The sequence below is a fragment of the Rhizobium anhuiense bv. trifolii genome (assembly GCF_024346605.1).
Taxonomy (GTDB): domain Bacteria; phylum Pseudomonadota; class Alphaproteobacteria; order Rhizobiales; family Rhizobiaceae; genus Rhizobium; species Rhizobium anhuiense.
Genome location: NZ_CP098803.1, coordinates 1,781,423 through 1,807,469, shown reverse-complemented (window position 1 = coordinate 1,807,469; position 26,047 = coordinate 1,781,423). Strand labels below are relative to the sequence as shown.

Genomic DNA, 26,047 nt, shown 5'->3' with positions numbered 1-26,047 from the left:
GGGACACCCGTTACGCCGCGTAGAGGCCCTTATTGTGCGTAGCGGCGCAGCACGAGCGACGCGTTCGTGCCGCCGAATCCGAACGAATTGGACAGCGCCACATTGATTTCTCGCTCGCGCGCCTTGTGCGGCACAAGATCGATCGCCGTCTCACGTTCGGGATTGTCGAGATTGAGCGTCGGCGGCGCGATATTGTCGCGGATGGCGAGCGTGGTGAAGATCGCCTCGATGGCGCCGGCAGCACCGAGAAGGTGCCCTGTCGCCGACTTGGTCGAGGACATCGAGATCTTCGACGCCGCATTGCCGACCAGCCGTTCGACGGCGCCGAGTTCGATCGTATCGGCCATGGTGGAAGTACCGTGGGCGTTGATGTAATCGATATCGGCCGGCGTCAGCCCGGCCCTCTTCAGCGCCATCGCCATGCAACGGCCGGCGCCCTCGCCGTCCTCGGACGGCGCGGTGATGTGATAGGCATCGCCCGACAGGCCGTAGCCGACGACTTCGGCGTAGATCCTGGCGCCGCGCGCCTTGGCGTGTTCCAGTTCCTCGAGCACGACGATGCCGGCGCCCTCGCCCATGACGAAGCCGTCGCGGTCGCGGTCGTAGGGGCGCGAAGCCTTTTGCGGGTCGTCATTGTGCTGGGTCGACAGCGCCTTGCAGGCGGCGAAGCCGGCAAGCGAAATGCGGCTGACCGGGGATTCCGTGCCGCCGGCGACCATGACGTCGGCGTCACCCAGCGCGATCAGCCGAGCGGCATCGCCGATCGCATGCGCGCCCGTCGAGCAGGCGGTGACGACCGAATGATTGGGGCCGCGCAGCTTGTGGCGGATCGAGACCTGGCCGGAGACGAGGTTGATCAGGCGGCCGGGAATGAAGAAGGGAGAAATGCGGCGCGGGCCCTTGTCGCGCAGGGTGTAACCCGCCTCGACGATGCCTTCGATGCCGCCGATGCCGGAGCCGATCAGCACGCCGGTGGCGATCTGGTCCTCATCGGTCTCGGGGTGCCAGCCGGCATCGGCAAGCGCCATGTCGGCGGCGGCCATGCCGAAGATGATGAAGGGATCGACCTTGCGCTGTTCTTTCGGCTCCATCCACTGATCGACATTGAATGTGCCGTCGGTGCCGTCACCGACAGGGATACGGCAGGCGATCTTGGCGGGAAGGTCGTCGACTTCGAATTCGGTGACGAGGCGGGCGCCGTTCTGGCCGGCAAGCAGCCGGGACCACGTCACCTCTGTTCCGCATCCCAAGGGTGATACCATGCCGGTACCGGTGATGACGACACGTCTCATCGCGTGCTTCCCCCCGTCTCTTATGTTCTATGGAGAAATATGCCGAAAAGAAAAGGGCGGACTCCAGGCCCGCCCTTTCTCAAATGCACAGGATCAGGCCTGGGCCTTCTCAATAAACTTCACGGCATCGCCGACCGTCAGGATCGAGTCGGCAGCGTCGTCAGGAATTTCAACGCCGAATTCTTCTTCGAAAGCCATGACAAGTTCGACCGTGTCGAGCGAGTCAGCGCCCAGATCGTCGATAAAGCTGGCGCTCTCGACGACCTTGTCGGCATCGACGCCAAGATGATCAATAACAATTTTCTTTACGCGTTCTGCGATATCGCTCATGTCGGTTTCCTCGACCTTATGTCCTGATCGGAATGCCGTTGCGGCACCCTTACCCTGTTTCAGCCTGCGATGTTTTCAGACATCCTCGGCAAACTCGTTTACCCGGCTTCAGAGATGTCCCAGGCTTGCAAAAAGCCCGCCGGTCCGTCTGCTTTCTCGGGACGACTGTTCACAGTCATGGCCCGCTTAACATGCTTTATGTCTGCCGCAAAGCCAGAAAATCAACGGTTCGTGATTGCTCAACATGCTATTGGCGGAATTATACCCATGCCAACAGTTTGTCGTTTCAGATCATCGCCATGCCGCCGTTTACGTGCAGCGTCTGGCCCGTCATGTAAGCAGCCTCGGAGGAGGCAAGATAAGCGACAGCCGAAGCGACCTCGCCGCCCGTACCCATGCGTTTCATCGGGATCGCTCCCATGATCGCTTCCTTCTGCTTGTCGTTCAGCTTGCCGGTCATGGCGCTCTCGATAAAACCGGGCGCCACGCAGTTGACCGTCACGTTGCGGGTGGCAATTTCCTGCGCCAGCGACTTGGTGAAGCCGATCATGCCAGCCTTGGAGGCGCAGTAATTGGCCTGGCCCGGATTGCCGGTGACGCCGACGACCGATGTGATGTTGATGATGCGGCCATAGCGGCGACGCATCATCGGATGCGTCAATTCGCGCGTCAGGCGGAAGGTCGACGTCAGGTTGACTTCGAGCACGCTGTCCCAGTCCTCGTCGCTCATGCGCACGAACAAGCCGTCGCGGGTGATGCCGGCATTGTTGACGAGAATGTCGACGCCTTCGAGGTCGGCCTCGGCCTTCTGGCCGAGCGCCTTGACCTCATCGCGGTCGGAGAGGTTGGCCGGGAAGATCTTGACGCGCTCGCCGAGTTCGGCGGCCAGCGCTTCCAGCTTCTCGACGCGGGTGCCGTGGAGGCCGACGATAGCGCCCTGCTTATGAAGAAGGCGAGCGATTTCCTCGCCGATACCGCCCGATGCGCCGGTGACGAGAGCCTTGCGGCCGGAAAGATCGAACATGGAAACGTTCCTTATATCTGGAGATACCAATCAGGCCATGAGGGCGGCGACGGCCGCGTCGATATCCGCCGGACCGTTGACGGAGATGCCGTTGATCGTCTTGTCGATGCGACGGGCAAGGCCGGTCAGCACCTTGCCGGAACCGAGTTCATAAAGCGTCGTGACGCCATTTCCGGCGAACCATTCCACCGTCTCGCGCCAGCGGACCTGGCCGGTGACCTGCTCGACCAGGAGGCCGGCGATCTCGTCGGCGCCGGTCACGGGGGCGGCACGCACATTGGCAATGAGGGGCACGACCGGATCGGATTTCGAAACCGTTGCCAGTGCTTCGCGCATGGCGTCGGCGGCCGGCGCCATCAGCGTTGAATGGAAGGGAGCGGAGACCGGCAGCAGGATGGCACGCTTGGCGCCCTTGTCGGTCGCAAGGCCGGCGGCCTTTTCGACGGCGGCCTTCTCACCAGAGATGACGATCTGGCCGCCGCCATTGTCGTTGGCGATCTGACAGGCGCCGACGGCAGCCGCTGCCTCGCAGACGGCAACGACGTCGGCGTGTTCGAGGCCGATGATCGCGGCCATGGCGCCGACGCCGACGGGGACGGCCGCCTGCATGGCATTGCCGCGGATGCGCAAAAGCCGCGCAGTATCGGCGAGCGAGAAGGTGCCGGCGGCGCAAAGTGCCGAATATTCGCCGAGCGAGTGGCCGGCGACATAGGCGACCTTGGACTTCAGCTCCAGCCCCTTGGCTTCAAGAACGCGGACGACGGCGATCGAGACGGCCATCAGCGCCGGCTGGGCGTTCGCCGTCAAGGTCAACGTATCCTCGGGACCATTGAACATGACGTCCGAAAGCTTTTCACCGAGTGCCTCGTCGACCTCGTCGAAGACGGCGCGGGCTTCGGCAAAATTCTCGGCGAGATCCTTGCCCATGCCGACGGCCTGACTGCCCTGGCCGGGAAAAGTGAAAGCGATGGTCATTTTCATGTCCCTGATTGCGCCCCTTGAGGCTGTTTTGCCTCCAATTGACATTCTTTCCGGCAGAGTCAAGTGGCGGCCCCTTCTGCGCAAAGCCTTTCGCACGCGCGCAAAAGCCCGGTTTTTGCTCTTGCGCTCCGCCAAATCCAGCCTAGATTTGCGCGGACCCTCCCAAGGCTTTCACCTCTCTTCCAAGGTTTTTCCATGAAGTACAATTCACTAGGCCGCACCGAGATTTCCGTTTCAGAGATCTGCCTTGGCACGATGACCTGGGGTTCGCAGAACAGCGAAGCCGACGCGCATGCGCAGATGGACTACGCCGTCGAAAAAGGCGTCAATTTCTTCGACACGGCCGAGCTTTATCCGACCACGCCGGTTTCGGCCGAAACGCAGGGCTGGACCGAAGACTATATCGGCAGCTGGTTCGAAAAGACCGGCAAGCGCGGGGATATCGTGCTCGCCACCAAGGTTGCAGGCCGCGGCCGCGACTATATTCGCGGCGGCCAAGGCGCCGATGCAAAGAATATCCGACTGGCGCTCGAGGCCAGCCTGGCGCGGCTGAAGACCGATTACGTCGATCTCTACCAGGTCCACTGGCCGAACCGCGGCCATTTCCATTTCCGCCAGAACTGGAGCTACAATCCCTTCAACCAGGATCGCGACAAGGCCGTCGCCAACATGCTCGACATCCTGGAAACGCTCGGCGCGCTGGTGCAGGAAGGCAAGATCCGCGCGATCGGCCTTTCCAACGAAACCACCTGGGGCATACAGAAATATCTGACGCTTTCCGAACAGAAGAGCTTGCCGCGCGTTGCCAGCGTCCAGAACGAATATAACCTGCTCTACCGTCATTTCGATCTCGACCTCGCCGAACTCTCGCATCACGAGGATGTCGGGCTGCTCGCCTATTCGCCGCTTGCCGGCGGCATCCTGTCCGGCAAATATGTAGATGGCGGCAGGCCAAAGGGTTCGCGCGGTTCGATCAACCCCGATATCGGCGGTCGCCTGCAGCCGTTGCAGGAACCGGCGACCAAAGCCTACCTGCAGATCGCCGCAACCTTCGGCCTCGACCCGGCGGCCATGGCGCTCGCCTTCTGCCGATCAAGGCCGTTCATGGCCTCGGTCATCATCGGCGCTACCTCGATGGAGCAGCTGAAAGTCGATATCGGCGCGGCCGAACTGACGCTCTCTCACGAAGTCCTGGCGGAGATCGCCAAGGTGCACCGCCAGTATCCGCTGACGCTTTGATCATCTTGCCGTAACGCCCCCCGACGCCGACCATCGGTTTGCGTCGGGTCCGATTGCACTTGCCTTTGCCCAAAAAATCCGTATAAGCCGCCCTGTTCGTTAACCCGGTCTTCTGGCTGGTGGCTGAACGGAGGGCCGGTTTCCTTTTGGAAATCGTTCGGAACGGAAGCGTTCCAGCCTCCCGTGTCTCCGCTCTCGACCGTCTCGGAAACGCTTTCTTGCCTGGGTTTACCCAATCAGGAGCAGTCGTTGAGGCTTAGCCGCCGAATATCGGGTTGAACCAAACGCAAGAAAGGCAAAGCTGTCATGGCTCTTTATGAACATGTATTCCTTGCCCGGCAGGATATTTCCGCTCAGCAGGTCGATGCCCTCGTAGAACAGTACAAGGGTGTGATCGAAGCTAACGGCGGTAAGGTCGGGCGTATCGAGAACTGGGGCCTCAAGTCCCTCACCTATCGCATCAAGAAGAACCGCAAGGCGCACTACGCCCTGATGGACATCGATGCACCGGCTGCTGCCGTCCAGGAAATGGAACGTCAGATGCGCATCAGCGAAGACGTTCTTCGCTACATGACGATCGCCGTCGAGAAGCATGAAGAAGGTCCGTCTGCCATGATGCAGAAGCGCGACCGTGACGACCGTCCGCGTGAAGGCGGCCGTGGCCCGCGTGAAGGCGGCTTCGGTGATCGCGACCGTGGCCCGCGTCCGCCGCGTGAAGGTGGCTTCGGCGACCGTGACGACCGTCCGCGCCGTCCGCGCGAAGACCGTGTATAAGGGAGATCCGAGATATGTCTGAAACTTCCTCCGCTCCGGTCCGCCGCCCGTTCCATCGCCGCCGCAAGACCTGCCCGTTCTCCGGCGCCAACGCGCCGCGGATCGACTACAAGGACGTACGTCTGCTGCAGCGCTACATTTCCGAGCGCGGCAAGATCGTTCCGTCCCGCATCACGGCGGTTTCCCAGAAGAAGCAGCGCGAACTCGCCCAGGCGATCAAGCGCGCCCGTTTCCTCGGCCTGCTGCCCTACGTCGTCGCCTGATCGGCCGACACCAATACCATTGAGGGAAGGCATTCGTGCCTTCCCTTCTCCCTTTCGCGATGGGCGCGGATCGGAACTCTTAAAACCCATGTTGAGACGTTTCTGAATTCGATTCAGCAACATTCTCTAACTGCTTGATGAAGCAGGACAGCGACCTTGAAACGACTAAACATTAGAACGCTGCTGATCGGCGCACTCGCCGGATTGACCGCCGCCCTGCTGGTGCTGGGCGCGAGCATGCAGCCGTCGTTTTTCAGCGCGCTTCTCTACACGGCTTCAGCGCTGCCGATCCTGATCGTCGGGCTCGGATGGGGCAATGCCGCGGCGATCTCGGCCGTCACCACCGCTGCCGCACTCGGCGCGATCTTGATCTCGCCTTCCTTCGCGCTGATCATGACGCTGGTGACGCTTCTGCCGGCCGGCTGGCTGAGCCATCTCGCCAATCTCGCGCGTCCCGCCTCCGAACTCGGTGGCCCCGACCACCTGCTTGCCTGGTATCCGCTCTCCGATATCCTGCTGCATCTCTGCGGCCTGGTGACGCTCGCCGTCATCGTCATCGGCGTGATCATCGGCTACGGGCCTGAGATCACCGATCCGATCGTCGACCTGCTGATCACCTCGCTCAAACAGCAGCAGCCGGAATTCATGCCCGATCCGGCGGCGACCGCGCAGACCAAATCGCTGATCCTGCTGATGCTGCCGGCTTTGCAGGGCGGCATGTGGGTCTCCATGCTGTTTGCTGCCTATTATTTTGCGGTGCGCATCGTCTCAGCCTCCGGCCGCGGCCTTCGCCCGCGCGAGGACATTCCCTCGTCTCTGCGCATGAACCGCAACTCGATCTTCATCTTCCTGGCCGGGCTTGCCGCCTGCTTCTTCGGCGGCGTTCCGGCGCTGGTCGGCGCGACCGTGATCGGCACCTTCGGCGCCGGTTTCATGCTCTCCGGTTTCGCCTCGCTGCATTTCCGCACGCGCGGCAAGGACTGGCGCATGCCGGCCCTCATCCTTAGCTACCTGGCTTCGATGCTCATGCTGCTGCCAGCTCTCCTCATCCTCGTCCTTGGTCTCAGCGATACGCGCAAGGCGATCGCGCTGACCCCGACGAAAGATGCTGATGCCCCCAAACAACCCGATACGAAAATCTGAGACACAAGAAAGGAAAAAGAAAATGGAAGTCATTCTTCTCGAACGCATCTCCAAGCTCGGCCAGATGGGCGAAACCGTCAAGGTTCGCGACGGCTTTGCCCGTAACTACCTGCTGCCGCTCGGCAAGGCGCTGCGCGCCAACGCCGCCAACAAGACCCGCTTCGAAGCCGAGCGTGCGACGCTCGAAGCCCGCAACCTCGAGCGCAAGTCGGAAGCCCAGAAGGTCGCCGACGTTCTCGACGGCAAGTCCTTCATCGTCGTGCGTTCCGCCGGCGAAACCGGCCAGCTCTACGGTTCGGTCGCCGCCCGTGACGTCGTCGAGATCCTCGCCGCCGAAGGCTTCAACATCGGCCGCAACCAGGTCCACCTCAACACGCCGATCAAGTCGATCGGCCTGCACAAGGTCGAGCTGCAACTGCACGCCGAAGTCGAAATCCACGTCGAGCTGAACGTTGCCCGTTCTGCCGAAGAGGCAGAGCGCCAGGCCAAGGGTGAAGAACTCACCTCGGTCGACGCGATCTACGGCGTCGACGAAGACGCGCTGCGTCCGGAAGACTTCTTCGATCCGGAAGCCGACGGCGTCGACGAAGACGAAGCATAATTTTCGTCGGAGCGATCCACGAGAGAGAAAGCCCGGCCATCGCGCCGGGCTTTTTCGTTTACACACCTTCGACAGACCGTTTTCCACCCCTTCGACAGGCGCGGCCGATCGGGGTCGCTTTTTTAAGGGGATTTCCTGGATGTTTTTGCTGCGCGCCTTATCGCGCCACGCTAAAATACCCTTCTCCGAAACGGATGCGCTGAGTCGGCGCCAGACCGTGTCGTGCGGGTGACACTGCCGGTATTTCTCCTTTGTGTCGCCCAGGACTGTGGAGAAGTCGAACAACGTGCACAGCGTTCAGGATTTAGGCGAAGAGAGCTCCCGCTCCTTTCGCAGCCTCTTGATTTTCGCGTCCGGAATTGCAAATCCGGAGCTGGAAAAAGACAGAACGGATGATGATGAACGACGCCGCTCGAAAGATTGCAGCCGTTGCTCCGTCGGAGCAGCATTATCGCGAAGCACCCAACAATATCGAAGCCGAGCAGGCGCTTCTGGGCGCGATCCTGATGAACAACGACGCCTATTACCGGGTGTCGGACTTCCTGAAGCCTATCCATCTCTATGAACCGCTGCATCGGAAGATCTTCGAGGTTGCCGGCGATATCATCCGCATGGGCAAGATCGCCAATCCGGTGACGATCAAGACCTTCCTGAAGGCCGACGAGAAGGTCGGCGACATGACGGTTTCGCAATATCTGGCGAGCCTCGTCAGCAACGCCGTCACCGTCATCAATGCCGAGGATTACGGCCGGGCGATCTACGACCTGGCGCTGCGCCGGGCGCTGATCACCATCGGCGAGGACGTCGTCAACATCGCCTATGACGCGCCGCTCGACATGCCGCCGCAGTCGCAGATCGAAGATACCGAACGCCGCCTCTTCGAACTGGCGGAAAACGGCCGCTACGACGGCGGATTCCAGGCCTTCAACGATGCCGTTGCGCTGGCGATCGACATGGCGGCCGTCGCCAAGGAACGCGATGGCGGGCTTTCCGGCATTTCCACCGGCATCCATTCGCTGGATTCCAAGATGGGTGGCCTGCAGCGTTCGGACTTGATCGTGCTGGCCGGACGTCCCGGCATGGGCAAGACCTCGCTTGCCACCAATATCGCCTATAATATCGCCGCCGCCTACGAAGGCGAAGTCCAGTCGGACGGCAGCATGAAAGCGAAGAACGGCGGCGTCGTCGGCTTCTATTCGCTCGAAATGTCGTCCGAACAGCTCGCCACCCGTATCATCTCCGAGCAGACGGAAGTCTCCTCCTCGAAGATCCGCCGCGGCGACATCAACGATGCCGATTTTGAAAAGCTCGTCGCCTGCTCGATGATGATGCAGAAAGTGCCGCTCTATATCGACCAGACCGGCGGTATTTCGATCGCCCAGCTTTCGGCGCGCGCCCGCCGCCTCAAGCGCCAGCGCGGCCTCGACGTGCTTGTGGTCGACTACATCCAGCTGATGACCGGCTCGGGCAAATCCAGCGACAACCGCGTCCAGGAAATCACCCAGATCACCACCGGCCTGAAGGCGCTCGGCAAGGAGCTCAACGTTCCGATCATCGCGCTGTCGCAGCTCTCGCGTCAGGTCGAAAGCCGCGACGACAAGCGCCCGCAGCTTTCCGACCTTCGCGAATCCGGCTCGATCGAGCAGGACGCCGACGTCGTGTTGTTCGTGTTCCGCGAGGAATACTACGTCAAAAATTCGGAGCCGCGCGACATCCACGATCCGAAATATCCGGAATGGGAAGCGCTGTTCGACAAGGTAAAAGGTACGGCCGACGTCATCATCGCCAAGCAGCGCCACGGGCCGACAGGCACGGTGAAGCTCGCCTTCCAGTCGGAATTCACCCGCTTCGCCGATCTCGCCGATCCCTCCTTCACACAGTACGAGGAACATTGACGCGGTTTTCCGGGTCAATTTCCCCTAGAAACCTGTGGCCCGCAACAAGGCCACCGTCACAACGCCGCCGACGACGCTGGCAAGCATCGGCAGGCGGCGGGCGGCCAGCGCCGTTGCGGCACATGCCAGTGTCTCCGCCCAGCCGGTCGCAAAGGCGGTCGGAGCGATCACGGCCATCAGGACCGCAGGCGGGATCGCCTCAATCGCCGTTTTCCAGCGCTCGTCCAGCTGCACGTGACGGATGAGGACGAGACCGCTGATGCGCGTGAAAATCGTCGCGAATGCCATCGCGAGGATGGCAAGCAGGGTATTGATATCAAGCGTCATGCGGCCTGCTCCTGGACCCCACCCTTCCAGAAAGCCATCACCAGTCCGGCCAAAGCGCCGGCTGCGATATACCAGACGCCCGGCACGAAATGATGGACGGCGACGGCTGCAATTCCGCTCGCGGCCAGAATTGCGCCCGTTTCCGGTCCCTTCCAGAAGCCCATGACCAGCACGACAAACACGGCCGGAAAAGCGAAATCGAGACCGATGACCGCCGGATCGCCCAGAAAGACGCCGAGCAACGCGCCTGCGAGCGAAGAGCCGACCCAGGCGACATAGAAGGGCGCGACGATGCCGGCATACCAGACGGGCGTCAGCCGTGTGCTGCCGGCGCGGAACTCCGCCATGGCCCAGAGTTCGTCAGCGAGAAACAGCATGGCGGCATAGCGCTTGATGGTGGAGAAGGACTGCATCTTCATACCGAGCGACGCGCTCATCAGCACATGGCGGATATTGACCAGCAGTGTTGCGAAGCCGACGCCGACCCAGCTTGCCGGATGCGCCCATATATCCATTGCCACGAACTGCGAGCCGCCGGCGAAGACCAGCGCACTCATCAGCGTCGTTTCCAACACCGAAAGACCCTTGGTGGCCGAAATCGCGCCGAAAACCAGACCGATCGGAGCAACGGCGACGACAAGCGGAAAGATGGCGCGCATTCCGGCAAGAAATTCGCCGGTAAGAAATTCGCTGGATGGCCGGCTTTGCTGCAACATGGCAACCTCCTGATTGAGATCACGGAGCAGTAGCCCAGCCCGACACAGCCGTATTGAACGAAAGTGATCAGCCAGTACGGAATTGACCGGGTGTTACGCCTGTCCGCGCCTTGAAGTGCCGGGAGAAATGCGCCTGATCGGCAAAACCGCATTCGAGCGCGATATCGGCGGGCATGCGCCCCTGCCGCAGCAGCCTGCGGGCCACCTGCACGCGCCGGTCCGTCAGGAAGGCATGTGGCGTGATGTGGTATTCCTTGCGGAAGGCGCGGATGAGATGCGCGCGGCTCAACCTCGCCACCCCGGCCAGTTCCTCAAGGCCGACGTCGCTGTCGAAATTCTCGATGAGATATTCGCGCGCGCGGGCGACGGCGCTTCGCTCCTGCGTATCGACAGGCACGACGATTGTGCTGCCGTGGCGCGCAAAGATCGCCGCCAGCACCGAGAACATGCTTTCATCGGACTCCAATGCACCTGCGCCCCTTTCGAGCGTGCGGTGGGCGGCGTGAAAAGCATTGGCGAGTTGCGGATCGCGTGGAAGCCCGCCGGAAAAAGACGGCGTCGCGTGAAAGGCCTTGCCCGTCACATCCTCCAGAATATCGATGAATAATTTCATGTCCGGATAAATCATGCGGTAGCGGTAGCCCTCGCCGCCGGGAGCGCCGTCATGAATGACGCCCGGATCGATAAGATAAAGGTCGCCCGGGCCGGTTTCCTCCCGCCTGCCGCTCAGCGTGGCGATCTGGCTGCCGCTTTCAATCGCGCCGATGCTGAATGTATCGTGCGCATGCGGCGCATATTCATGAGTGAGAAAGGTAGCGCTCAGACACTCCATGTCACGGAAGCGGCTGTCCCGCCAAAAGCGGGCCGATTCCACGTTGGCGAGCGGCATAGCCTCCGCCGCCTCTTTCTGAGATACGTTCTGCATGCGGGTAGATTAGCGCCGAAGCCGCCATGCGTCTTGAACAAAAGTGATCGTACAGGCGGCAAAGGATGGTATGTGACCGCCCGCGCTTTCCCTTGGCCACAATGCTCACTAGACTGGGTGAGGTGATTTTCCTTTCATTTCTTCACGGCGATTCATGACAGATTTTCCCATTCCCTTCGACGATGACGATCTTTTCGCTTCCGCAGGCCTGCGGCTGACCGTCGACTTGACCGCGCTTACGGAGAACTGGCGCGATATGGCGCGCCGCTCCGGTGCAGCGCGCGCCTCGGCCGTCGTCAAGGCGGATGCCTATGGCATGGGCATCGAGGATGCCGGCGAAGCGCTCTATATGGCAGGCGCCCGCGACTTCTTCGTCGCGACCGTCGACGAGGGCGTCACCCTTCGCCTCTATGCGCCGGAGGCGCGCATCTTCGTGCTCTCCGGCATCTGGCCGGGCACCGAGCGACGCTTCTTCGACAATGATCTGGTGCCGGTGATTTCTTCCGACGAGCAACTCGCCTTCTGGATGGCGGTGCTGGCCGATTACGGCGACTACCCCTGCGCGCTGCATGTCGATACCGGTTTCAATCGGCTCGGACTACATATCGACGATGCGATCGCGCTCGTCGACGATGTTTCGCGGCCGGCGAGTTTCGCGCCGGTGCTTGTCATGAGCCATCTCGCCTGCGGCGACGATCCCAGCCATGCGATGAACCGGCGGCAGCTCGAATCATTCCACAGGGTTAGCGCCGCCTATGAAGGCATCGATTCAAGTCTTGCGGCCTCGGCCGGCATCTTTCTCGGCGAGGATTATCACTTCGACCTGACCCGCCCCGGCATTGCGCTCTATGGCGGCGAAGCGGTCTGCGGCATGACGAACCCGATGCGGCCGGTGGCAACCGCGGAAGCGCGCATCATCCAGGTGCGAAATGTCGAGGCCGGCGAGACCGTCAGCTATGGGCGGGCGCTGCAGCTCAACCGCAAAAGCCGGCTGGCGATCGCCTCGGCCGGTTATGCCGACGGCTATATGCGCAGCCAGTCGAGCGGCGGCGTGCCGCTGCGCCAAGCGGTGCCGCAAGGCGGGCAAGGCTTTATCGCCGGACACAAGGTGCCGGTTGCCGGCCGGATCACCATGGACCTGACGATCTTCGATATCACCGACCTGCCTGACAATGCCGTGCGCGCCGGGGATTATGTCGAGCTGTTCGGCAAGAATATGCCAGTCGACGACGTGGCGCGGGCAGCAGGCACGATCGGATACGAGATCCTGACCAGCATGGGGCTCCGCCATGAGCGGCGCTATGTCGCCGAGGAGTAGAGTTCGCCCGTCAACGGCTGCTGAGCGCAAGGCGGACGCCGAGCGCTACGAAAAGCGCGCCGAGGCTGCGATCGAGCCATAGCCCGACTTTCTGATTATGCCTGAGCGCATCGGCAAGGCGCCCGCCGAGAAGGACGAGCGGCGGCTCGATGAAGGCAGCGACGACAATGATAAGCCCGCCATGCAGCAGGAGTTGGGCCCATGCCGGTCCTGCCCCTTCGACGACGAATTGCGGCAGGAAGGCCAGGAAGAAGATCGCCACCTTCGGATTGAGCAACGACACCAGGATTCCCTGCCGGTAGATCCTTGCGCTCGGCATTTCTTCACCGGCAGCCTTTATCAGTCCATTGCCGCCGCCGGCGCGCAACGCCTGGATGCCCAGCCAGACGAGATAGGCGGCGCCGATCCATTTGACCGTCGAGAAGGCGGCGGCGGAAGCGGCAAGCACGGCGGAAAGACCGAGTGCCGCCATCAGCACGTGCAGGCAGGCGCCAGACCAGACGCCGAACAACGCAGAAAAACCGGCACGTTTTCCGCCTCTCATCGTGTGACCGAGGATGAAGGCGATGTCGGGGCCGGGCGAGAGGTTGAGCAAAACCGCAGCCGACAGAAATGCAAGCCAGTGCGCGAGCGAATAATCGAACATCTTCCACCGTTCCGGATAAGCAGAGAACAAAGGATAGGCACGGCGCGCGCTGATGGGGAAATCATTAGTTTTGATCCGTCGCGATAGCCATTATCTCAAGCACGACAATGATTCGATGAAGCGGCGCGTCTGCTTGCCTCGGGAACCCGGACTGAAAGAGTAATTGATGGCGAAGGCCAGGACACAATTCATCTGCCAGAATTGCGGCACGGTTCATAACCGCTGGGCCGGCAAATGCGAAAACTGCGGCGAGTGGAACACCATCGTCGAAGAGGACCCGATGGGCGGGATCGGCTCCGGTCCGGGCAAGACGCCGAAAAAGGGCCGCCCGGTGGCGCTGACGGCGCTATCCGGCGAGATCGAGGAGGCGCCGCGCATCCACACCGCCATGTCGGAGCTCGACCGGGCGCTTGGCGGCGGCTTCGTGCGCGGCTCGGCGGTGCTGATCGGCGGCGATCCCGGCATCGGCAAATCGACGCTGCTGATGCAGGCGGCCGCCGCCCTTGCACGGCGCGGCCACAAGATCATCTACGTCTCCGGCGAAGAAGCCGTAGCGCAGGTCCGGCTGCGGGCGCAACGCCTCGCGGCGGCCGATACCGACGTGATGCTGGCGGCCGAAACCAATGTCGAGGATATTCTGGCGACCCTCGCCGAGGGCAAGCGGCCGGACCTCGTCATCATCGATTCGATCCAGACGCTTTGGAGCGAACTGGCCGAATCCGCGCCGGGAACGGTGACGCAGGTGCGCACCGGTGTGCAGGCGATGATCCGTTTCGCCAAGCAGACGGGGGCCGCCATGGTGCTCGTCGGGCATGTGACCAAGGACGGGCAGATCGCCGGCCCGCGCGTCGTCGAACACATGGTCGATGCCGTGCTCTATTTCGAAGGCGATCGCGGCCATCACTACCGCATCCTGCGCACGGTCAAGAACCGCTTCGGCCCGACCGACGAGATCGGCGTCTTCGAAATGTCCGACAAGGGCTTGCGCGAAGTCGCCAACCCGTCGGAGCTCTTCCTCGGCGAGCGCAACGAAAAATCGCCAGGTGCTGCCGTCTTTGCCGGCATGGAAGGCACGCGTCCGGTGCTCGTCGAGGTGCAGGCGCTGGTGGCGCCGACCTCGCTTGGCACGCCGCGGCGCGCCGTGGTCGGCTGGGATTCGGCCCGGCTATCGATGATCCTGGCCGTGCTCGAAGCCCATTGCGGCGTCCGGCTCGGCCAGCACGACGTCTACCTCAACGTTGCCGGCGGTTACCGCATCACCGAACCGGCGGCCGATCTGGCCGTCGCTTCGGCGCTCGTTTCCTCGCTTGCCGGTATTGCCCTTCCTGCCGATTGCGTCTATTTCGGCGAAGTCAGCCTGTCGGGCGCCATCCGGCCGGTTGCGCACACCGCCCAGCGCCTCAAGGAAGCCGAGAAGCTGGGTTTTTCCGCAGCATTGCTTCCATCCGCCTCCGCCGAATTGCCGAAGGGTTCCGGCGGGCGCTGGAGCGAGGTCGAAAGCCTGCCGGATCTGGTCGCGCGCATCGCCGGGTCGAAGGGGGCGTTGCGTGTGGAAGACGAGGTTTGATCCTTTCATTGCCAAGATTGGTGATGATATAGGAGGCACACGATAAGGCACGACACGGCCGCCAAGCGGCAGTCCTGGAGTTGAATTTACATGCCCATTACGATTTTCGACGGTATTGTCATCGGCGTCGTGCTCTTCTCCGCCGTGCTGGCGATGGTCCGCGGCTTTTCGCGCGAGATCCTCTCGATCGCGAGTTGGGGCGGTTCGGCGGCGGCGGCCTATTACCTCTATCCCTACCTGCTGCCCTATGCGAAGAAATACACCGATGACGACCGCATCGCGATCATCGGTTCGGCAGCGGTCGTCTTCCTGATCGCGCTCATCGTCATCTCCTTCATCACGATGAAGATCGCCGATTTCATCATCGACAGCCGCGTCGGCGCGCTTGATCGCACGCTCGGCTTCCTGTTCGGGGCAGCCCGCGGCGTGCTGCTCCTGGTCGTTGCCGTCGCCTTCTGGAACTGGCTGGTCGATGTCGATCACCGCCCGGCCTGGGTCAACGAAGCCAAATCGAAACCCTTCCTGGATTCGATGGTCGTGAAGCTGAAATCGGCTCTGCCGGAGCAATTTGCCCAGATGATACCGGCGAGCATCCGTGATAAGCTTCAGCCGCAGGCACAGGGCACTGAGGGTACCACGCCGCCGACGGGCGACCAGGCTCCAGCGGAAGACGCACCGAATGCGCCTGCAGACGGCGCACAGCAGCCGGCGAATTGACACAGTGTTCAAGAGCTTGACCCGCCTTAAGGCAATTGCCATTTGAGCGGAATGTGAATGAGGGTCCGGTCGGGCATTCCAGCTCCGCCGGGCTTCCGTTATTTCTGGAAATGCCGATCCATTCTTGTGAGAGCAGAGGCCCGCAGAAATGAACCAGTCCCATGCCATCCCGACCGACGATCCGCTCGACGGAGATACGCTGCATGAAGAATGCGGGGTATTCGGAATTTTGGGACATCCCGATGCCGCAGCGCTCACGGCGCTTGGCCTGCATGCGCTTCAGCATCGCGGACAGGAAGCGGCCGGCATCGTCTCCTTCGACGGCAAGCGCTTTTATCAAGAGCGCCATATGGGCCTCGTCGGCGACCACTATACCAATCCTATGACGCTCGCCCGCCTGCCGGGCAGCATGTCGATCGGCCATACGCGCTACTCGACGACAGGCGAAGTGGCCATGCGCAACGTGCAGCCGCTCTTTGCCGAACTGGAAGAAGGCGGCATCGCCATTGCCCATAACGGCAATTTCACCAATGGCCTGACGCTGCGCCGCCAGATCATCGCCACCGGCGCCATCTGTCAGTCGACCTCCGACACGGAAGTCGTCCTCCACCTCATTGCCCGCTCGCGCCATGCGTCCACATCCGACCGCTTCATCGATGCGATCCGCCAGATGGAAGGCGGCTATTCGATGCTCGCCATGACGCGCACGAAGCTGATTGCCGCCCGTGACCCCACAGGCATCCGCCCGCTCGTGCTGGGCGAACTCGACGGCAAGCCGATCTTCTGCTCGGAAACCTGCGCGCTCGATATCATCGGCGCCAAGTTCATCCGCGACGTGGAAAACGGCGAAGTCGTCATCTGCGAAATCCAGCCCGACGGCTCGATCAGCATCGATGCGCGCAAGCCCAGCAAGCCGCAGCCGGAGCGCCTCTGCCTGTTCGAATATGTCTATTTCGCCCGGCCGGATTCGGTCGTCGGCGGCCGCAACGTCTATACGACGCGCAAGAACATGGGCATGAACCTCGCCAAGGAATCGCCCGTCGATGCCGACGTGATCGTGCCGGTGCCGGATGGCGGCACGCCAGCAGCGCTCGGCTATGCCCAGCAGAGCGGCATTCCCTTCGAATACGGTATCATCCGCAACCATTATGTCGGCCGTACCTTCATCGAGCCGACGCAGCAGATCCGCGCCTTCGGCGTGAAGCTGAAGCATTCGGCCAACCGGGCGATGATCGAAGGCAAGCGAGTGGTGCTGGTGGACGATTCCATCGTGCGCGGCACGACCTCTCTCAAGATCGTCCAGATGATCCGCGAAGCCGGCGCGCGCGAAGTCCATGTCCGCGTCGCAAGCCCGATGATCTTCTTCCCGGATTTCTACGGCATCGACACGCCCGATGCCGAAAAGCTGCTGGCAAACCAGTATGCCGATGTCGAAGCCATGGCCAAATATATCGGTGCGGATTCGCTGGCTTTCCTGTCGATCAACGGGCTTTACCGCGCCGTCGGCGGCGAGGATCGCAATCCGGCCCGGCCGCAATTCACCGATCACTATTTCACCGGTGACTACCCGACCCGCCTACTCGACAAGAACGGCGAGTCGATGGGCAACAAGCTTTCGATGCTTGCCAGCAACGGCTGACAAGCAACGGCTGACCGGGGCCGGCTTTCCTATCATCCATCCTGGAGGGGTTCACCGCACCCCTCTCCCTTCGTCGGGGAATACGACATCATGAACATCAATCTTGAGGGCAAGATCGCACTCGTCACCGGCGCGTCGCGCGGCATCGGCTATTTCACGGCGCTGGAACTGGCCAAAGCCGGCGCCCATGTGATTGCCTGCGCCCGCACGGTCGGCGGGCTCGAGGATCTCGACGATGCGATCAAGGCCGTCGGCGGCACGGCGACGCTCGTGCCCTTCGACCTTGCCGACATGAATGCGATCGATGCGCTTGGCGGCTCGATCTTCGAGCGCTGGGGCAAGCTCGACATCCTCGTCGCCAATGCCGGCGTGCTCGGCGTCATTTCGCCGATCGGCCATATCGAAGCGAAAGTGTTCGAGAAGGTGATGAGCATCAACGTCACCGCGACATGGCGGCTGATCCGCTCGGTCGATCCGCTGCTCGCCCGTTCCGATGCCGGCCGAGCGGTCATCCTGTCTTCAGGCGCTGCCCATAAATGCCGCCCCTTCTGGGGCGCCTATTCTGCCTCCAAGGCCGCCGTCGAGGCGCTGGCGCGCACATGGGCGGGCGAAAGTCAAAGCACACCGCTGCGGATCACCAGCGTCGATCCCGGCGCGACACGCACCGCGATGCGGGCGCAGGCGGTCCCCGGCGAAGATCCGCAGACATTGCCGCATCCATCCGAAGTGGCGAAGGCGATCCTGCCGTTGCTCGGTCCCGGAGTAACGGAGACGGGCAAACTGTTTATGGTGCGGGAAAACAAGCTCGTCGATTACCGGCTGCCGGAATAGAAAGACGCGCGGCGCTATAGACGTCTCACTTCGCAGCAACGGCCGGGAACAGATGCGCCAGGCCCGTTTCCGACGGGCATAGGACGTTGAGATCCACCGGTCCCTGAATGCCGTCCAATGTGCCGTTATCGGCAAATTGCCAGATCGACCAACGGCTGCATTCTTCCTGCCTCGGCTCCCTGAACACGCTTCGCAGCCACAGGTAATGATCGGGGAAGCGGGATTCATTGCCTTTCAGATATTGATCGAAGAATTCCTGCGTGACGTAAAAGATAGGCTTTTCGGGAAAGGTGACTTTCAGTTCGGCGAAGAAGGCGCTCACCTCGGCCGCCATTTCCTCGAGCGTCGGGACTCTGTTGCAATTGCCGACAAACTCCAGATCGACGGCGATGGGCAGGGTTCCCTGCTCCTTCGGCACGGTCGCCAGGACATTCTGCGCCTGATCCCTGCCCGGGCGGCAGAAGGTGAAGAAATGATAAGCGCCCCTGACCACGCCGGCATCTCTGGCGCGCTGCCAGTTGTCGGCGAATTTGGAATCCCGATGATCTCCCCCTTCGGTCGCCTTCATGAAGGCGAAGCGGACATTCGCCTGCGTAGCGACCGCCTTCCAATCGATATCACCCTGGTGATGGCTGACATCGATGCCTTGGATCGGATAGCTGTCGAGAGAGGGATTGTTGAAGCGAAGCATCCCGAAATCGTATGCCAGATATGCCGCGAATGCGACCACCAGAATTGCAGTTGCTCCGATCGTCGATCGAGCCAGTTTCCGCATCCCTTCCCCCCAATTTTCGACAGCTTCTCATCTGGCTATGCGAGATTTGCGCCGCGAAAATGGCAGAATCGGATGGATGGATCCTGTTGCCGCCGATCGCTCTTCGTCCCCCTTGACCGGAAGCGCGAACCGGGCCATAAAACCCGCCATGAAAACGGTTATCTGCATTATCTGCCGGAAGATTATTCGCTAGCGCGAGCGCTGGCCCGGCCGTTTTCGTCTCCCAAATAGTCAAGATGCGAAACGCCCCGGTCCGCCGGTCGCATTATTTTTCTGATCGTGCCTTTGGGAGAGTGGAATGGACGCGACGCCGGAACTGAAGCTGTACAACACGCTGACACGGGAAAAATCGGTGTTTTCGCCGATCGATCCCGACGCTGTCCGCATGTATGTCTGCGGGCCGACCGTCTATGACTTCGCTCATATCGGCAATGCCCGGCCGGTCATCGTCTTCGATGTGCTGTTCCGGCTGCTGCGTCATGTCTACGGCAAAGACCACGTCATTTACGCCCGCAACATCACCGACGTCGACGACAAGATTAATGCGCGCGCACTTCGGGACCACCCGGGCCTGCCGCTCAATGAGGCGATCCGCGCGGTCACCGAAAAGACCGAAACGCAATTTCACGCCGATGTCGCCGAACTCGGCTGCCTGGAGCCGGATTTCGAACCGCGCGCCACCGACAACATCGCCGAGATGATCGAGATCATCGAGAAGCTGATCGGTAACGGCCATGCCTATGTCGCATCGGGCGAAGTGCTGTTCGACACCAAATCCATGGCGGATTACGGTCAGCTCTCGAAGCGTCCGCTCGACGAGCAGCAGGCAGGTGCGCGCATCGCCGTCGACGCGCATAAGAAGAACCCGAGCGATTTCGTGCTCTGGAAACTGTCGAGCCACAACGAGCCCGGCTGGGAGAGCCCGTGGGGCCGCGGCCGGCCTGGATGGCACATCGAATGCTCGGCGATGAGCAAGCGTTATCTCGGCGATGTCTTCGACATTCACGGCGGCGGGCTGGACCTGATCTTCCCGCATCATGAAAACGAGATCGCCCAGTCGCGCTGCGCCCATGATACCCAAGTGATGGCGAATGTCTGGATGCATAACGGCTTCCTGCAGGTCGAAGGCCGCAAGATGTCGAAATCCGAAGGCAATTTCGTCACCATCCACGAATTGCTGCACACGGAAACTTTCGGCGGCCGCCAATGGCCGGGCCAGGTGCTGCGCCTTGCCATGCTGATGACGCATTACCGCGAGCCGATCGATTTCTCGATCAAGCGACTGGAAGAGGCCGAACGCCTGCTCGCCAAATGGCCGGCAACAGATGCCGGCGATGCGGCGCCCGATGAAAGCGTGCTGAATGCGCTGGCGGACGATCTCAACACGGTGGCGGCGGTGCAGGCATTGCATGCACTGGCGCAGGCCGCCCATACGGATCCCGCCGTGGGCGCCACCTTTGCGGCAACGGCCGACCTTCTGGGCCTGCTGCCGAAAAAGACGGAGATCGACGAAGCCGTCGCATCGGCGATCGATGCGCTGGTCGCCATGCGTCTCGAAATGCTGAAGGCGAAGAACTTCACCGAGGCCGACAAGATCCGCGACGAATTGACGGCAAAGGGTATCCAGCTGAAAGACGGCAAGGATCCGGTGACAGGCGAGCGCGTGACGACGTGGGAGGTCAAGAGATGACCACCTACACCGGCGGCTGCCAATGCGGGGCGATCCGTTTCCGGGTCAGCGGGGACATCAAGGATTCGTCGATCTGTCATTGCCGCATGTGCCAGAAGGCGTTCGGGGCTTATTATGCGCCGCTGGTCTCGGTGCGCGGTGCCAATTTCGAATGGACCCGCGGAGAGCGGAAAAGATTTCGCTCTTCCAATTTCGTCGAGCGCGGCTTCTGCGGCGATTGCGGCACGCCGCTCACCTACGAAGCGCCGGATGGAATGGCGATTGCCGCGGGCGCCTTCGACGATCCTTCGGCGTTTCCGCCGCTGGTCCAATTCGGCGTCGAGGGCAAGATCGGTTTCGTCGATCATCTGCACGAATTGCCTGGGCACAGGACGGAGGAGGATGTGCAAGCCGCTCCCTTCCTGCTCGAGCTTGTCTCCTACCAGCATCCAGATCATGAGACGCAGGCATGGCCCCCCAAGGAGCTCGGATGACGACGGGAACGGACAAAAGCGGCGGGTGCCAGTGCGGGGCGGTGCGTTACCGTGCCAAAGGCGAACTCGGCTATCCCCATCTTTGCCATTGCCGGATGTGTCAGAAGGCGGCCGGCAATTATTTCATGCCGCTGGCCGGCGTGAAGCGCAGCGATTTCACCATGACGCGCGGCGCGCCAAAATGGTTCCAGTCCTCGGATCTGGTGCGGCGCGGTTTCTGCGGCGATTGCGGCACGCCGCTGTTCTACGACATTCCGGGCGAAGACTTCATCAACCTCGCGCTCGGCTCGCTCGACGAGCCCGACGCGGTCAGGCCGGTGGCGCAATCGAATACCGGCCAGAAGATGTCCTGGTTTCATGCGCTGGACGGCCTGCCGCTCGAACCGGAGCCTGAGACGCCCGACCGCGAGAACGCGATCGCGGCGAGCAATCATCAGCACCCCGACCACGACACGAAAAGCTGGCCTTTCGGAGAGACCTCATGACGGACACGATCAAGACAGGCGGATGCCAGTGCGGCGCCGTGCGCTTCCGCATCTCAGGCAAGTTGGGGCGTCCCTCGATCTGCCATTGCCGCATGTGCCAGAAGCAGTTCGGCGGCTTTTTCTCGGCGCTCGTCACCGCGCCTGAGGAAGGTATGGAGTGGACGCGCGGTGAGCCGAGCTACTTCCAGTCCTCGGTCAATATCGATCGCGGCTTCTGCAGCAATTGCGGCACCCCGATGACCTATCGTCATCCGGGCGGACTGGAGCTTGCGATCGGCACCTTCGACGACCGCAGCGACCTCGCACCGCTGATCCAGGTCAACTACGAGGCCCGCCTGCCCTGGGTCGAGGAAATCTTCAAGGCGCCGGTGCTGAAGGATCAGGATTTCTACGCCCGGCAGGAGGCGATCATCTCCTTCCAGCATCCCGATCACGACACAGAAGTCTGGCCCGCGAAAGGCGTGAAGATATGACCGAGATCCTGCGCACGCTCTATCCGGAAATCGAACCCTATGCGTCCGGCCATCTCGATGTCGGCGATGGCCATGTGATCTATTGGGAGCGCTCCGGTACGCCTGGCGCCAAGCCCGCCGTCTTCCTCCATGGCGGTCCGGGCGGCGGTTTTTCGCCCGCACACCGCCGGCTTTTCGATCCCGCGCTTTACGACGTCATGCTGTTCGACCAGCGCGGTTGCGGCAGGTCGACGCCGCATGCGGATCTCAATGCCAACACGACCTGGCACCTCGTCGCCGATATCGAGCGGCTGCGCGAAATGGCCGGCGTCGACAGCTGGCAGGTGTTCGGCGGCTCCTGGGGTTCTACGCTGGCGCTCGCCTATGCCGAGACGCATCCGCAGCACGTGTCCGAGCTCATCCTGCGCGGTATCTACACGCTGACCAAGGCCGAGCTCGACTGGTACTATCAATTCGGCGTCTCAGAAATGTTCCCGGATAAGTGGGAGCGCTTCATCGCTCCCATTCCGCCGGAAGAGCGGCATGAGATGATGCATGCCTATCATCGCCGCCTGACGCACGAGGATAGGAAGGTGCGCCTCGAGGCCGCGCAGGCCTGGAGTATCTGGGAAGGCGAAACGATCACGCTGCTGCCCGAACCTTCGACGAGCGGCAAGTTCGAGGAGCCGGAATTCGCCTATGCCTTTGCGCGCATCGAGAACCATTTCTTCGTCAATGCCGGCTGGATGGACGAGGGACAGCTGATCCGCGATGCCGGCAGGCTCAAGGATATTCCCGGCGTCATCGTGCATGGCCGCTACGACATGCCCTGCCCGGCTAGATATGCCTGGCAGTTGCACAAGGCCTGGCCGAAGGCGGAGTTCCATCTGATCGAGGGTGCGGGCCATGCCTATTCGGAGCCCGGGATTCTCGATCGGCTGATCCGGGCGACGGATCAGTTTGCCGGGAAGGCATAAGCCACACCGTGAAGCCCCCTCACCCTAACCCTCTCCCCGAGGGGAGAGGGGACAAGGCGAACGACGTGGCTACCCTTCTCCCCTCGGAGAGAAGGTGCCCGTAGCGCGGATGAGGGGGCATCCGCACGACAGAAACAACACCCGCTTGGCGGGAGGAAACGACATGAAAGAACGCATCTATCTCTTTGACACGACGCTCCGGGACGGGCAGCAGACGCCCGGCATCGATTTCTCCGTCGAGGATAAGATTGCGATCGCCGCCATGCTGGACGAGTTCGGCCTTGATTATGTCGAGGGCGGATATCCCGGCGCCAATCCGACGGATACTGCCTTCTTCGGCGAGAAGCGCACCAGCCGGGCCAGTTTCGTCGCCTTCGGCATGACGAAACGGGCAGGCATTTCGGTGTCCAACGATCCCGGCATTGCGGGGCTCTTGCAGGCCAAGAGCGACGCCATCTGTTTCGTCGCCAAGAGCTGGGACTATCACGTCGCGGTGGCGCTCGGCTGCACCAATGAAGAAAACCTCGAATGCATCGGCGAAAGCGTCAAAGCGGCGGTCGGCGCCGGCAAGGAGGCGATCGTCGATTGCGAGCATTTCTTCGACGGCTTCAAGGCCAATCCGGCCTATGCGCTCGCCTGCGCCAAGACGGCCTATGAGAGCGGCGCACGCTGGGTCGTGCTCTGCGATACCAATGGCGGCACGCAGCCCCCGGAGGTGCGGGCGATCGTCGAGGCGGTGATCGCCTCGGGTGTTCCCGGCCACTGTCTTGGAATCCATGCACATAACGACACCGGCCAGGCGGTCGCCAATTCGCTTGCCGCAGTCGAAGCCGGCGTCCGGCAGATCCAGGGCACGCTGAACGGCATCGGCGAGCGCTGCGGCAATGCCAATCTGGTGACACTGATCCCGACCTTGGCGCTGAAGAGCGCCTACAATACACGTTTCGAAACGGCGATTGACGAGGAGCGGCTGCTCAACCTCACCCGGCTCTCGCATGCCTTCGACGAGTTGCTCAACCGCTCGCCCGATCACCAGATGCCCTATGTCGGCGCTTCCGCCTTCGCCACCAAGGCCGGCATCCACGCCTCGGCGCTGCTCAAGGATCCGCGCACCTATGAACATGTGCCGCCGGAAAGCGTCGGCAATTTCCGCAAGGTCATGGTGTCGGACCAGGGCGGCAAGGCAAACTTCATCAATGCGTTGAAACGGCGCGGCATCGAGGTCGCCAAGGACGATCCGAAGCTCGACCTGCTGATCTCGATCGTCAAGGAACGCGAGGCGACGGGCTATGCCTATGAGGGCGCGGATGCGAGCTTCGAGCTGCTGGCGCGCCGCACGCTCGGCACGATCCCCGAATTCTTCACCATCGACGGCTTCCGCGTCATGATCGAGCGCCGCTTCGACAGTCTTGGCCGTGTGAAGATCGTCTCGGAAGCGGTGGTCAAGATTACCATCGACGGCCAAACGCTGATGTCGGTTGCCGATGCCGAAGGTCCCGTCAACGCGCTCGACCTCGCGCTGCGCAAGGATTTCGGCAAGTACCAGCACGAGATCGACGATCTGGTGCTCGCCGATTTCAAGGTGCGTATCCTCAATGGCGGCACGGAGGCGATCACCCGCGTGCTGATCGAATCCACCGACAGCGACGGCGTGCGCTGGTGGACGGTCGGCGTCTCGGAGAACATCATCGACGCTTCGTTCCAGGCGCTGATGGATTCAGTCATCTATAAGCTGATGAAGAACCGGCAGCTGGCGGGCAAGATCGCGGCGGAATAAGTCTATTCCGCCGGTTCGGCGACAAGACCCATCTAAATACCGTTCGTCCCCTTCGGGCGTCGCCGCGGCCAATGCCGGCCGGCGTCTTGCGCTTCAGATCTTCTCACCCTTCATTCAACGAAATGAATTGGCCTATTCACGGCGCTTAAGCTAGGCCGGATCAGAAGAAGAACAAAGATGGAAACACCGATGTCGACCGATGCATCCCTTCCGTTGGCCAAGAACGAAGACAGTCCGCGCGGGTTCGCCTTCGCGCTGACGGCCTATCTGCTCTGGGGCTTCCTGCCGATCTACATGAAGGCGGTGGCGCATATTTCGCCGGCCGAGGTGATCGCCCATCGCATCGTCTGGTCGCTGCCGCTGGCAGGCCTAGTGCTGGTCGTGCTCGGACGCACCGGGGATATCCGTGCCGCGCTCCGCTCGCCGCGCATGCTGGCGATGGGGGCGCTGACGGCGTCGCTGATCACCGTCAACTGGGGCACCTATGTCTGGGCGATCGGCGCCGGCCATTCGCTCGATGCGGCGCTTGGCTATTTCATCAATCCGCTGTTCAGCATCTTTCTCGGCGCGGTGATCCTCAAGGAAAAGCTGCAGCCGCTGCAGATGGCGGCGATCGGACTGGCAGCCCTCGCCGTCGCCGTTCTCGCGCTGGATAGCGGCGGCATCCCGTGGGTGGCGCTGACGCTGGCAATCAGCTGGGGTTTTTATGCCCTGCTGCGCAAGACGCTGCCGCTCGGGCCGAACCAGGGCTTCTTCCTCGAAGTGCTGATCCTCAGCGGCCCGGCCCTGCTCTACATCCTCTATCTCGAATTCGGCAGCGGCCAGGGTCATCTCTACCGCACCGGCCTTGCCGACACGACCCTGCTGCTCGGCTGCGGCGTCATCACCGCCGTGCCGCTGATGATCTATGCGAACGGCGCCAAGCTCCTGAAGCTCTCGACGATCGGCATCATGCAGTATATCGCGCCGACAATGATCTTCCTGATCGCGGTTTTCGTCTTCCACGAGCCACTCGGCACGGCGCGCATGATCGCCTTCCCGCTGATCTGGGCGGGGCTGTTCCTCTATAGCTGGTCGATGCTGAAGGGGAGCCGCGGACGCTGAAGCGCCAAAGGGCGTCGCGTCAAACCGGAGTCACGCGACGCGCTTCAGGTCTTTGTTCTATGCATGCCGTTGTCCCAAAACCGCTG

At 61.9% G+C, this 26,047-nt stretch carries 27 protein-coding genes; 18 read left to right on the top strand and 9 right to left on the bottom strand.

The genetic code is table 11. The features are described 5' to 3' along the window. Positions 1-29: 29 nt before the first annotated feature. The 4 genes from fabF to fabD all read right to left on the bottom strand — a co-directional run bounded on the left by fabF (position 30) and on the right by fabD (position 3,621). Complete coding sequence (gene fabF / locus NE851_RS17565; protein ID WP_028756973.1) at positions 30-1,292, bottom strand: beta-ketoacyl-ACP synthase II; 1,263 nt, start codon at positions 1,290-1,292, stop codon at positions 30-32. 93 nt (positions 1,293-1,385) lie between these two features. Continuing rightward, a complete protein-coding gene (locus NE851_RS17560) occupies positions 1,386-1,622 on the bottom strand; it encodes an acyl carrier protein (protein ID WP_003547058.1) in 237 nt (78 codons plus the stop codon). A 286-nt stretch (positions 1,623-1,908) separates the two neighbouring features. Then, entirely contained in the window at positions 1,909-2,646 is a 738-nt protein-coding gene (fabG, locus tag NE851_RS17555) for a 3-oxoacyl-[acyl-carrier-protein] reductase (RefSeq protein WP_028756972.1), read from the bottom strand. Between the two features lie 30 nt (positions 2,647-2,676). Beyond that, positions 2,677-3,621 carry an ACP S-malonyltransferase gene (gene fabD / locus NE851_RS17550; RefSeq protein ID WP_028756971.1) on the bottom strand — a complete coding sequence of 315 codons (945 nt, stop codon included), beginning with the start codon at positions 3,619-3,621 and terminating at the stop codon, positions 2,677-2,679. Between the two features lie 201 nt (positions 3,622-3,822). Here fabD and NE851_RS17545 point away from each other — a divergent pair, with 201 nt between their 5' ends. The 6 genes from NE851_RS17545 to NE851_RS17520 all read left to right on the top strand — a co-directional run bounded on the left by NE851_RS17545 (position 3,823) and on the right by NE851_RS17520 (position 9,542). Continuing rightward, positions 3,823-4,866, top strand: a complete 1,044-nt coding sequence (locus NE851_RS17545; RefSeq protein WP_028756969.1) for an aldo/keto reductase — start codon at positions 3,823-3,825, stop codon at positions 4,864-4,866. Between the two features lie 306 nt (positions 4,867-5,172). Then, the gene (rpsF, locus tag NE851_RS17540) at positions 5,173-5,640 is read left to right on the top strand and encodes a 30S ribosomal protein S6 (RefSeq protein WP_003547040.1); all 468 of its coding nucleotides are present in this window, start codon (positions 5,173-5,175) and stop codon (positions 5,638-5,640) included. Positions 5,641-5,654: 14 nt separating this feature from the next. Then, positions 5,655-5,903 carry a 30S ribosomal protein S18 gene (gene rpsR, locus NE851_RS17535; RefSeq protein WP_003547038.1) on the top strand — a complete coding sequence of 83 codons (249 nt, stop codon included), beginning with the start codon at positions 5,655-5,657 and terminating at the stop codon, positions 5,901-5,903. 156 nt (positions 5,904-6,059) lie between these two features. Next, positions 6,060-7,046 (top strand): DUF2232 domain-containing protein, encoded by a 987-nt coding sequence (locus tag NE851_RS17530; protein WP_047616315.1) that lies wholly within the window; start codon positions 6,060-6,062, stop codon positions 7,044-7,046. A gap of 22 nt (positions 7,047-7,068) precedes the next feature. Beyond that, positions 7,069-7,647 (top strand): 50S ribosomal protein L9, encoded by a 579-nt coding sequence (rplI, locus tag NE851_RS17525; RefSeq protein ID WP_028756952.1) that lies wholly within the window; start codon positions 7,069-7,071, stop codon positions 7,645-7,647. Positions 7,648-8,045: 398 nt separating this feature from the next. Continuing rightward, positions 8,046-9,542 carry a replicative DNA helicase gene (locus NE851_RS17520; protein WP_025393962.1) on the top strand — a complete coding sequence of 499 codons (1,497 nt, stop codon included), beginning with the start codon at positions 8,046-8,048 and terminating at the stop codon, positions 9,540-9,542. Between the two features lie 24 nt (positions 9,543-9,566). Here NE851_RS17520 and NE851_RS17515 read toward each other — a convergent pair whose 3' ends face one another. From NE851_RS17515 to NE851_RS17505, 3 genes are all read right to left on the bottom strand, one after another. Next, positions 9,567-9,869: an AzlD family protein gene (locus NE851_RS17515; protein ID WP_028756953.1), complete on the bottom strand. Its 303-nt coding sequence runs from the start codon at positions 9,867-9,869 to the stop codon at positions 9,567-9,569. Next, on the bottom strand, positions 9,866-10,585 hold the full coding sequence (locus NE851_RS17510) for an AzlC family ABC transporter permease (RefSeq protein WP_028756954.1): 720 nt from the start codon (positions 10,583-10,585) through the stop codon (positions 9,866-9,868). The genes NE851_RS17515 and NE851_RS17510 overlap by 4 nt, the downstream gene beginning before the upstream one ends. A 67-nt stretch (positions 10,586-10,652) precedes the next feature. After that, entirely contained in the window at positions 10,653-11,474 is an 822-nt protein-coding gene (locus tag NE851_RS17505) for an AraC family transcriptional regulator (protein WP_028756955.1), read from the bottom strand. 190 nt (positions 11,475-11,664) lie between these two features. Between NE851_RS17505 and alr the strand changes: the two genes are divergently transcribed. Continuing rightward, a complete protein-coding gene (gene alr / locus NE851_RS17500; protein ID WP_018241436.1) occupies positions 11,665-12,828 on the top strand; it encodes an alanine racemase in 1,164 nt (387 codons plus the stop codon). A 10-nt stretch (positions 12,829-12,838) separates the two neighbouring features. Here the strand turns inward: alr and NE851_RS17495 are convergent, their stop codons facing one another. Beyond that, positions 12,839-13,474 (bottom strand): LysE family translocator, encoded by a 636-nt coding sequence (locus NE851_RS17495; RefSeq protein WP_028756956.1) that lies wholly within the window; start codon positions 13,472-13,474, stop codon positions 12,839-12,841. A 166-nt stretch (positions 13,475-13,640) separates the two neighbouring features. On the opposite strand from NE851_RS17495, the gene radA reads away from it, so the two are divergent. From radA to NE851_RS17475, 4 genes are all read left to right on the top strand, one after another. Further along, a complete protein-coding gene (radA, locus tag NE851_RS17490; RefSeq protein WP_028756957.1) occupies positions 13,641-15,041 on the top strand; it encodes a DNA repair protein RadA in 1,401 nt (466 codons plus the stop codon). A 90-nt stretch (positions 15,042-15,131) separates the two neighbouring features. After that, positions 15,132-15,758 carry a CvpA family protein gene (locus NE851_RS17485; protein ID WP_028756958.1) on the top strand — a complete coding sequence of 209 codons (627 nt, stop codon included), beginning with the start codon at positions 15,132-15,134 and terminating at the stop codon, positions 15,756-15,758. Between the two features lie 148 nt (positions 15,759-15,906). After that, complete coding sequence (gene purF / locus NE851_RS17480; protein WP_028756959.1) at positions 15,907-17,397, top strand: amidophosphoribosyltransferase; 1,491 nt, start codon at positions 15,907-15,909, stop codon at positions 17,395-17,397. A gap of 90 nt (positions 17,398-17,487) precedes the next feature. Then, positions 17,488-18,228: an SDR family NAD(P)-dependent oxidoreductase gene (locus tag NE851_RS17475; RefSeq protein WP_028756960.1), complete on the top strand. Its 741-nt coding sequence runs from the start codon at positions 17,488-17,490 to the stop codon at positions 18,226-18,228. A 25-nt stretch (positions 18,229-18,253) separates the two neighbouring features. On the opposite strand, the gene NE851_RS17470 is transcribed toward NE851_RS17475, so the two are convergent. Beyond that, positions 18,254-19,003, bottom strand: coding sequence for a glycoside hydrolase family 25 protein (locus tag NE851_RS17470; protein ID WP_028756961.1), 750 nt, complete (start codon positions 19,001-19,003; stop codon positions 18,254-18,256). A gap of 298 nt (positions 19,004-19,301) precedes the next feature. Here NE851_RS17470 and cysS point away from each other — a divergent pair, with 298 nt between their 5' ends. The 7 genes from cysS to rarD all read left to right on the top strand — a co-directional run bounded on the left by cysS (position 19,302) and on the right by rarD (position 25,961). Continuing rightward, positions 19,302-20,693 (top strand): cysteine--tRNA ligase, encoded by a 1,392-nt coding sequence (gene cysS, locus NE851_RS17465; RefSeq protein WP_028756962.1) that lies wholly within the window; start codon positions 19,302-19,304, stop codon positions 20,691-20,693. Beyond that, positions 20,690-21,166 carry a GFA family protein gene (locus tag NE851_RS17460; RefSeq protein ID WP_028756963.1) on the top strand — a complete coding sequence of 159 codons (477 nt, stop codon included), beginning with the start codon at positions 20,690-20,692 and terminating at the stop codon, positions 21,164-21,166. Before cysS ends, NE851_RS17460 begins: the two co-directional genes overlap by 4 nt. Then, a complete protein-coding gene (locus NE851_RS17455; RefSeq protein WP_028756964.1) occupies positions 21,163-21,651 on the top strand; it encodes a GFA family protein in 489 nt (162 codons plus the stop codon). Before NE851_RS17460 ends, NE851_RS17455 begins: the two co-directional genes overlap by 4 nt. After that, positions 21,648-22,124, top strand: a complete 477-nt coding sequence (locus NE851_RS17450) for a GFA family protein (protein WP_028756965.1) — start codon at positions 21,648-21,650, stop codon at positions 22,122-22,124. The genes NE851_RS17455 and NE851_RS17450 overlap by 4 nt, the downstream gene beginning before the upstream one ends. After that, positions 22,121-23,080: a prolyl aminopeptidase gene (pip, locus tag NE851_RS17445; protein ID WP_028756966.1), complete on the top strand. Its 960-nt coding sequence runs from the start codon at positions 22,121-22,123 to the stop codon at positions 23,078-23,080. Before NE851_RS17450 ends, pip begins: the two co-directional genes overlap by 4 nt. Before the next feature lie 163 nt (positions 23,081-23,243). Continuing rightward, positions 23,244-24,857: a citramalate synthase gene (cimA, locus tag NE851_RS17440; protein WP_047616297.1), complete on the top strand. Its 1,614-nt coding sequence runs from the start codon at positions 23,244-23,246 to the stop codon at positions 24,855-24,857. Between the two features lie 189 nt (positions 24,858-25,046). Continuing rightward, positions 25,047-25,961: an EamA family transporter RarD gene (gene rarD, locus NE851_RS17435; protein ID WP_097595046.1), complete on the top strand. Its 915-nt coding sequence runs from the start codon at positions 25,047-25,049 to the stop codon at positions 25,959-25,961. The last annotated feature ends 86 nt before the right edge of the window (positions 25,962-26,047 follow it).